At 47.2% G+C, this 8835-nt stretch carries 8 protein-coding genes; 5 read left to right on the top strand and 3 right to left on the bottom strand.

Features of this window, described 5'->3' with window-relative positions:
- Positions 1-445: 445 nt before the first annotated feature.
- A complete protein-coding gene (locus tag EXY25_RS16710) occupies positions 446-784 on the top strand; it encodes a P-II family nitrogen regulator (RefSeq protein WP_114339207.1) in 339 nt (112 codons plus the stop codon).
- A 74-nt stretch (positions 785-858) separates the two neighbouring features.
- Here the strand turns inward: EXY25_RS16710 and EXY25_RS16715 are convergent, their stop codons facing one another.
- Positions 859-1449, bottom strand: a complete 591-nt coding sequence (locus EXY25_RS16715; protein WP_130567757.1) for a PEP-CTERM sorting domain-containing protein — start codon at positions 1447-1449, stop codon at positions 859-861.
- A 189-nt stretch (positions 1450-1638) separates the two neighbouring features.
- The gene (locus EXY25_RS16720; RefSeq protein ID WP_130567758.1) at positions 1639-2394 is read right to left on the bottom strand and encodes an outer membrane protein assembly factor BamD; all 756 of its coding nucleotides are present in this window, start codon (positions 2392-2394) and stop codon (positions 1639-1641) included.
- A 121-nt stretch (positions 2395-2515) separates the two neighbouring features.
- On the opposite strand from EXY25_RS16720, the gene rluD reads away from it, so the two are divergent.
- The 3 genes from rluD to clpB all read left to right on the top strand — a co-directional run bounded on the left by rluD (position 2516) and on the right by clpB (position 6889).
- Entirely contained in the window at positions 2516-3490 is a 975-nt protein-coding gene (gene rluD / locus EXY25_RS16725; protein WP_130567759.1) for a 23S rRNA pseudouridine(1911/1915/1917) synthase RluD, read from the top strand.
- On the top strand, positions 3484-4224 hold the full coding sequence (gene pgeF, locus EXY25_RS16730) for a peptidoglycan editing factor PgeF (protein ID WP_130567760.1): 741 nt from the start codon (positions 3484-3486) through the stop codon (positions 4222-4224). The genes rluD and pgeF overlap by 7 nt, the downstream gene beginning before the upstream one ends.
- 91 nt (positions 4225-4315) lie before the next feature.
- Positions 4316-6889 (top strand): ATP-dependent chaperone ClpB, encoded by a 2574-nt coding sequence (gene clpB / locus EXY25_RS16735; protein ID WP_130567761.1) that lies wholly within the window; start codon positions 4316-4318, stop codon positions 6887-6889.
- Positions 6890-6976: 87 nt separating this feature from the next.
- Here clpB and EXY25_RS16740 read toward each other — a convergent pair whose 3' ends face one another.
- Complete coding sequence (locus EXY25_RS16740; protein ID WP_130567762.1) at positions 6977-7432, bottom strand: hypothetical protein; 456 nt, start codon at positions 7430-7432, stop codon at positions 6977-6979.
- Positions 7433-7526: 94 nt separating this feature from the next.
- Here EXY25_RS16740 and pssA point away from each other — a divergent pair, with 94 nt between their 5' ends.
- Positions 7527-8393 carry a CDP-diacylglycerol--serine O-phosphatidyltransferase gene (gene pssA / locus EXY25_RS16745; protein ID WP_114339214.1) on the top strand — a complete coding sequence of 289 codons (867 nt, stop codon included), beginning with the start codon at positions 7527-7529 and terminating at the stop codon, positions 8391-8393.
- The last annotated feature ends 442 nt before the right edge of the window (positions 8394-8835 follow it).

Genomic DNA, 8835 nt, shown 5'->3' on the forward strand with positions numbered 1-8835 from the left:
CTATTACCATTTCACATTAAGTTCTGTGAAGTAAGTCTGATCCGTAAACCCAAGGGTAATAATCCTCTCTCTAGTGTTTTTTCAGGCCCTTTGCATACTAAACGAAGTGCGTATTTCGTTATGTAATAGCGTAAGGAAACGCTAATGGTTTGTTTAGGCACAACTCTGCTGTGCAAAACGGCAAGAGCTGGATAGCTCTAATCGATCAACTTGATCTGATTCTCGAATACGATCTCTAACAGGACAAATCAGTAGCAGAAATTGTTTCAGCTGGTTACAGTGAAAGGGTGGCTCTCATGTTGTGCGTTTGGTGGGTTTTATGTGCGCAAGGGTCGTCAATCCGCCGTTGGCTCAAAATTATAAAACGAATTATTGGCAAAGGTCGTCGTTATCCTATTTGCTCAGGATTTGGTCGAACTAATTGGTAAGTAAAGAGGAATTCAGAATGAAAAAGGTTGAAGCGATAATCAAGCCGTTCAAGCTTGACGATGTTCGCGAAGCCCTAGCGGAAATCGGTATCACGGGTATGACAGTCACCGAGGTAAAAGGTTTTGGCCGGCAAAAAGGGCACACAGAACTATATCGTGGTGCAGAGTATATGGTGGACTTTCTGCCAAAAATGAAGATTGATTTGATTGTCAACGATGAAGATGTGGATCGTGTCATTGAGTCAATTGCCAATACGGCAAAATCAGGAAAGATTGGCGATGGTAAGATTTTCGTTTCTGATGTGTCTCGTGTTGTGCGTATTCGTACTGGTGAAGAGGGTACCGACGCCGTTTAATTTACACGGTTGAGTTGCATCATGAAGTAAAAAAGGGAGCCGAAGGCTCCCTTTTTTACTTACGTTATTATTAACTAGTTACGACGGTAGCCTACGAAACCTAGCGCAGCCAAACCGAGGAGCAACACTGAGGCCGGTGCTGGAACTTGTGCATCAGCTGTGTAGATAGTTAACTCTGAATAATCGAGAACCCAACCGTCACCACTTGATACAGTATCAATACGTATTTCTGCAGCATTGTCGAGTAAAGCAGCAAAGTCTGTTAACTGAAAGATATCTAGCGTTGCGTAGTTGTACTCTGGTCCTGTGTCATCACCATCAGTTAGCAGACCTACATTAACCCCATCCAAGTAAACTGTGCTTTGGCCATTTAGCCCTTGACCACCAGTGAATATTTCTAATGTTGCGTCAACAATGCTACCGAAACTGGTCAGGTCAAAGGTGTGTGAAAAGATGTAGTCGCCATTGCGCCAAACATCTGTGCCATCGCCATCGCCCGGACCTACATCGCTGTAGCTGAAGCCTTCGCCATCTTGAACGCCGATGCCAAAGCCGTCCTTGTCACCGATTAGGTCGACGATAACGCCTGCATTTGCAGTTTGTGCTAATAATAAACTAGTGAGGAAAATAAGAGTTTTAACTGAAAGTTGTTTGATGCGCAGCATTTTAGCTATTCCATTAGGATTGAATAAAGAAAATGCGCATATGCAAAATTCGGGCCGACCAATAGAGGTCCTTTAAAATTAGATTGTTAATGATTTAAGTGTATTGAGTGACGGGTTGCTTTGTAAATTATGCTGACGGAGCGTTTTTGATTCGTTTTAAGGCTCTCAATTACTGAGAGCCTTAAACTATTAGCTATTTTGAGCGAGAGGGTTTTCAGGGAAATTTAAGCGTAGCGTTGCTTGAGCGTCTGCTTTCAGATCTTGTAAGCCTAACTTGTCGTAGGCTTGAACCATTACCTCTAATGCGCCTTCTGTGGAACTAGTATCGGAAAACGTTTCGATAATGTATCGCCCGCGATTTGCCGCAGCAATATATGCCTGACGTTTGATGTAGTAGCGTGCGACGGAGAGCTCGTGTTTGGCTAAGCGCTCTTTAATATAAATCATCCGCTGGCGTGCATCTGGAGCATATTTACTGTTCGGGTAACGCCCCAGTACTTTAGAAAAATCTTCAAATGCTTGCTGCGCAAGGTTTGGGTCCCTGTCTGATCGGTCAATGCCAAGTAGATTTTGCAGAACTTCCTGATCGGCTTCCAGGTTTGTTAGTCCTCTCATATAGAGCACGTAATCATTATCTGGGTGGGTAGGGTTTAAACGAATAAAACGGTCGGAGGTTGCCAACGCTTGAGCTGTCTCGCCCAACTTGTAGTAAGCGTATATCAGATCCAACTGAACTTGATTTGCGTGGGGACCAAACGGATAGCGTGATGACAGAGCCTCTAATGTCTTTGTTGCACTAGAAAAATTACCTACTTCAAGTAATTCCTGCGCATCTTCGAATAGTGCGGCCGGTGACTTTTCCGGTACGCGCTCAACATTTTCGTTGGTGTTTGAACAGGCACTTAACAGTGAGATAAGTGCGGCAACTAATAGGGCTTTTTTCATTATTTAATCGTTATCATGCCAATTGACCGCCTAGAACAGGCTTTTTCTCGGGCAAGGATTGTACCCCAGTCAGGATAGCACTGTACAATAAGAGCTATTGATAGTGTTAATAAGGTCGCTCATGGCGCAAAAAATATCTTTGAATGGCGAAGTGCCGTTCGAGCTTAATGGTAAACGTTTGGATCAGATCGTTGCCGAATTGTTCCCTGACTATTCTCGTAGTCGTATCAAGCAGTGGATACTTGATGGGCACGTATGTGTCGACGGGACTGTCCATAGTGTTCCGAAGTTTAAGTTAGTTGGCGGGGAGCGCGTGACCGTTGAGACTCAGCTGGAAGAGCAGGGGGAGTGGGAAGCGGAAGATATTCCTCTGGATATCGTATTTGAAGATGAGCACATCCTGGTTATTAATAAGCCGGCTGGTTTGGTAGTTCATCCAGGCGCGGGCAATCCTGCCGGAACGGTGTTGAACGCGCTGTTGCATCATTGTCCTGGTATTGTCGAAGTGCCTCGCGCTGGTATTGTTCATCGTTTAGATAAAGATACGACGGGGCTGATGGTGGTAGCGAAGTCTGTGCCCGCTCAAACGCATCTTGTCGAGCAGCTGCAGGCGCGTGAAATAACCCGTGAGTATGAGGCTTTGGTTAACGGGTTGCTTACGGCTGGTGGGCGGGTTGATGCGCCAATCGGCAGGCACCCCACGCAGCGTACTCATATGGCGGTTGTCCATGGTGGGCGGGAGTCTGTGACGCATTATCGGGTGATGGAGAAGTATCGCGCCCATTGTCGACTGCGCTTGCGTCTAGAAACCGGACGTACCCATCAGATCCGTGTTCATATGTCTCACATCAAGCACCCCCTCGTTGGTGATTTTACATACGGTGGCCGTCCAAGGCCGCCGCGAGGTGCATCAGAGGAGTTGTTAAGCGTATTGAGAGGGTTTCGTCGGCAGGCGCTGCACGCAGCCAAGCTTGAGTTGGTTCACCCTATCACCGGCGAGTTTATGAGCTGGGAGGCGCCTGTACCTGAAGATATGCTTGATATGGTGGCGGCGTTTAAAGCTGACTTTAAAGAGAACCCGGTACCGCAGTGGTAAAGTTGTGGCAGCCAGTTGATTGGCCTGCACCGAACCAAGTGCGGGCTATCTATTCCTTACGCCAAGGCGGGGTAAGCCAGCCACCATTCGATTCCCTTAATTTAGGTTTGCATGTTTCTGATGATCCCGATGCCGTTTTAACGAATAGAGCCATGTTGCAAGGGGCGGCTAAATTGCCCCAGTCGCCGTATTGGTTGAATCAAGTGCACAGCACTACTATCTTGGACGTTTCTTGTCCTTCGGATAGCGAAGCACCAAGTGCCGATGCTATGACCAGCCGAGCGCTGTCGATGCCATTGGCCATCATGACTGCAGATTGTTTACCTGTATTGCTGTGTGATAAGCAGGGCGATTGGATCGCCGCGATACATGCTGGCTGGCGCGGACTGGTCGATGGCATCATTGAAAAGACCGTGGCGAAGTATCCTGGCGACCCAGCGTCTCTAGTCGCTTGGTTAGGTCCTTGTATTGGTCCTAAGGCATTTGAAGTCGGCAAGGATGTGCGTAGTCAATTTTTAGATGCTACCCCCGAGGCTGCCTTAGCGTTTGTTGAATATGGCGAAAAATACCTAGCAAACCTGCCGTTACTGGCACAACAAAGGTTGGCGTCAATCGGCGTTATGAATGTCACATTTAGCCACTTATGCACCTATACGGATGCCGCTTCTTTCTTCTCCTATCGGCGAGATGGCGTGACAGGCCGCATGGCCGCTATTATTTGGCTGAGCGATTGAGTTTGATCAGCTTTTCAGACTTCTATACTTGAAATATCCCTCTGTAGATACCAATTACTAAGTCAAACGTCGCTACTCCGTCGAGGCAAATATGCGTATTGATAAGTTGACCAGTAAGTTCCAGCTCGCGATATCTGACGCTCAGTCGATGGCTTTAGGTCGTGACCACCAATTTATTGAACCTGCCCACTTAATGATGTCTTTGCTTAATCAGGAAGGTGGCAGTGGTCGTCACTTGCTTCAGAGTGCCGGTGCAGATGTCAATGCATTGCGTAGTAAGTTAGGCGCATCACTTGATCGCTTGCCAAAAGTTGAAGGGATCGGTGGCGATGTACAATTGTCGTCGGCGCTTATTTCGCTTTTTAATCTATGCGACAAATTGGCTCAGCAACGTAAAGATAAGTTTATCTCTAGTGAGCTATTTGTATTAGCGGCGGTTGACGACAAAGGCGAACTTGGTCAGCAGTTACGAGAGCTGGGTCTGACTAAAGAATCCGTCGAAAAGGCAATAGAGCAAGTCCGCGGTGGTCAAAAAGTCGATGATCAAAATGCCGAGGATCAGCGTCAAGCGCTCGATAAATATACTGTTGATCTGACCGAACGAGCCGAGCAGGGCAAATTGGATCCTGTGATTGGCCGGGATGAAGAGATCCGGCGAACCATCCAGGTGCTCCAGCGGCGCACAAAAAACAACCCTGTACTCATTGGTGAACCTGGGGTGGGGAAAACCGCTATTGTGGAAGGGTTGGCGCAACGGATTATTAATGGTGAAGTCCCCGAAGGCCTTAAAAACAAACGTGTGCTTTCATTAGATATGGGGAGCTTACTTGCTGGGGCCAAGTATCGCGGCGAGTTCGAAGAACGGTTAAAAGCTGTACTTAATGAGCTTTCGAAAGAGGAAGGTCAAGTCGTCCTGTTTATCGATGAGCTCCATACCATGGTTGGGGCAGGTAAAGGTGAAGGTGCTATGGATGCGGGGAATATGCTCAAACCCGCATTGGCGCGTGGCGAACTGCATTGTGTTGGCGCCACCACGCTGGATGAGTACCGTCAGTACGTTGAAAAAGATGCGGCGTTAGAGCGTCGCTTCCAGAAAGTTCTCGTGGATCAGCCATCCGTGGAAGACACTATCGCCATCTTGCGCGGGTTAAAGGAACGTTATGAGCTACACCACGCGGTAGAGATCACTGATCCGGCTATTGTGGCCGCTGCTAATTTGTCTCACCGTTATATATCCGACCGCCAGTTGCCAGATAAAGCGATCGACTTGATTGACGAGGCCGCTTCACGCATTCGTATACAGATTGACTCTAAACCGGAAGAGCTTGACCGTTTAGAGCGTCGAATTATTCAATTGAAGTTGGAACGTCAGGCGCTGGAAAAAGAAGCGGATGATGCCAGTAAAAAGCGCCTGAATAAGCTTGATGAGGAGCTGAAAGAGGGCGAATTTCGTTATAACGAGCTTGAAGAGGTATGGACTTCAGAAAAAGCGGCGTTATCTGGTACGCAAAACATTAAGGCTGAATTAGAACAGGCAAGAATGGAGCTGGATACGGCTCGTCGCGCTAGCGATCTTAACCGAATGTCAGAGCTGCAGTATGGGCGCATTCCAGCGTTAGAGAAGCAGTTGGATCTAGCCAGCCAGGCTGAAATGCAGGACATGAAACTGCTGCGTAATCGCGTGACAGAGAATGAGATAGCCGAAGTTCTTTCCCGCTGGACAGGGATCCCTGTTGCCAAAATGCTTGAGGGGGAACGAACTAAGTTACTCAATATGGAGCAAGGCCTACATAAACGTGTGATTGGCCAGCATGAAGCGGTGGTGGCTGTGGCCAACGCGATTCGGCGTTCACGAGCAGGACTTTCTGATCCGGCAAGACCTATTGGCTCATTTCTTTTTCTCGGACCAACGGGGGTAGGGAAAACGGAACTGTGTAAAGCGTTAGCACAATTTTTGTTTGATACCGATGAAGCCATGGTGCGTATTGATATGTCGGAGTTTATGGAGAAACACTCTGTTGCTCGATTGGTCGGCGCGCCTCCTGGGTATGTGGGGTATGAAGAGGGGGGCTATCTGACTGAAGCTGTTCGCCGTCGACCCTATTCAGTTATTTTGCTTGATGAGATCGAAAAAGCTCACCCGGATGTTTTCAACATTCTTTTGCAAGTGCTAGATGATGGGCGCTTAACTGACGGCCAAGGTCGTACTGTTGATTTTAGAAACTCAGTGGTCATCATGACATCGAACCTCGGTTCGGATCTGATTCAGGATAAGCATCAAGATGCTCAGTACGAAGAGATGAAAGCGCAAGTCATGGAGGTCGTTGGTCATCACTTCCGACCTGAGTTCATTAATCGAATCGATGATACTGTGGTGTTTCATCCATTGGGGTTGGAGCAAATTAAGAACATTGCCCATATTCAGATCGAGCGCCTGAAACAGCGCTTGCAATTGAAAGAGCTGTCCTTAGATATAGATGATGCGGCGTTGGGGCTACTTTCTGAAGCTGGTTTTGACCCTGTTTATGGCGCAAGGCCCTTAAAGCGTGCAATACAGACTGAGCTGGAAAACCCATTGGCGCAGAAACTATTACAGGGTGACTATATACCGGGAACCGAGATAAAAATTGGCACTCAGGATGGTGAATTAACCTTTTCGCATTGAATGATGTTGTAGAGAGAAAAAGCAGCAATAAAAAACAGGAGCTTATGCTCCTGTTTTTTATTGCTGCTCAAGGGGCGCCAGGACCTACTAGTTGCAAAATTTATCGACTTCCTGTTGCGAACGCTTTTCAATTCTCTGTTTCTCTTCATAAGACAGCATGGTTTGTGTGCCATCTTCGTTTTCTTGACGCACAAAATGCTTATTCTCTAGTATCCACAGCGAGTGCTTTGCTGCATCACAGCGCTGTGCTGCCATCTCGCGTTCTTGCTGTGCTTTCTCTAATTCTGTCTCTGTTGCTTGCTCGTCAGCTTCGTCTTGAAACAGCGATTCGTAGCTGTATTTTTTCTCTTTCTTTTCGGTGGGAGCGTCAAGCATCTCAACTGCGTAAACCCGTTTCCCTGTAGGGCGCTGTTCGGCAAAATGAATAACGCCAGCTTCGTCGTACCAAAAATACACTAGGTTTTTAGCTTCCGCATAAACTGAAAACAACAAGGTAATTAACCCGGCTATCACGAAGCTATTCTGGCGAAACTTGGTTTGCATCAACTATTTCCTGTTATATAACCACTGCGGAAAGAAAGCACTCTATGCTATCTTGTGTCTTAATTAAGAACTGTTAAATGTCTCAAACTCTTATATGAATCAGCATACGACAAAAGAATCTCATAAGCATCGTGGTATTTATTTACTGCCTAATTTATTAACAACCGCAGGCCTGTTTTCTGGCTTCTATGCGGTTGTCGCCTCTATGAATGGGCGCTTCGAAGCCGCCGCTGTGGCTATCTTTATTGCGATGATTATGGATGGTCTCGATGGTCGCGTTGCGCGAATGACTAACACCCAAAGTGCGTTCGGGGCGGAATATGACAGCATGGCAGACATGGTGTCTTTCGGTATTGCACCCGCTCTGGTTGCTTATAATTGGGGCTTAGCAGACTTAGGAAAGATTGGTTGGTTAAGTGCGTTTATCTTTGTTGCTGGAGCTGCGTTACGTTTGGCGCGCTTTAATACTCAAGTCGGGATCGCTGATAAGCGCTTCTTCCAAGGGCTCGCGAGTCCGGCAGCAGCAGCCATTATTGCAGGTATGGTCTGGGTAGGTAGTGACTATGGTATCGCTGGCGCAGATGTCAGCTTGATAGTCGCTGTTATAACTGTAGCGTCTGGTTTATTGATGGTGAGTAACTTCCGCTATCACAGCTTTAAGGATGTTGATTGGAAAGGGAAGGTCTCTTTCGTTGCTATTCTTGCGGTTGTACTGATTTTTGTCGTCGTCGCGACCAATCCGGCATTGGTGCTATTTGCTATTTTCTTCTTATATGCGGCTTCAGGCCCTGTGGTGACGTTACGTAGCGTACGAGAACTAAAGATGGAGCATGTCGTTGGCGATGGAGAAGACGCTGACTTTGAAACGCAGGCCGCGGCCAGTTCAAACAAAGAACAGGAAGATAAAGACAGCTCTGACGTAGCGGATGCCGTGAACAAAGAAGAAAAGACGGAAAAATAGTTCGGCCGTATTTACCCTGGACAGTTTTTATTGCCGTAACGCCCTCTATTTCGAGGGCGTTTTACGTTTTTCAGGGGCTTAGAGTTATATTTGGTTGAATACTGACCACTTGAACTAGATCACATAAAAAAAGCGTTGACGCTAGGATTAAGGTGCCTATAATGCCGCCTCACTCGCTCAGGGCGAGGCAGCGGGAAGAAACGAACGGTTTAAGTTTTTATCTTTCTTCTGGTCACTTGGTAAAAAAGATGTTTTTACTGGGTTGACAGCGGGGCTGAGAAGCGTAGAATGCGCAGCCCTTGCCGCGGACAACGAATGAGTTGACCGGGCAGCCAAGCTAAGGTTTGGCGAGATGCAACAGCATCGTTCTTTAACAATTTGGTCAGACAATCTGTGTGGGCGCTCACGGGTGTTGAAGTAATCAAAGATTATTCAACGAAAC

It is taken from the genome of Corallincola spongiicola (assembly GCF_004284785.1).
Classification (GTDB): domain Bacteria; phylum Pseudomonadota; class Gammaproteobacteria; order Enterobacterales; family Neiellaceae; genus Corallincola; species Corallincola holothuriorum.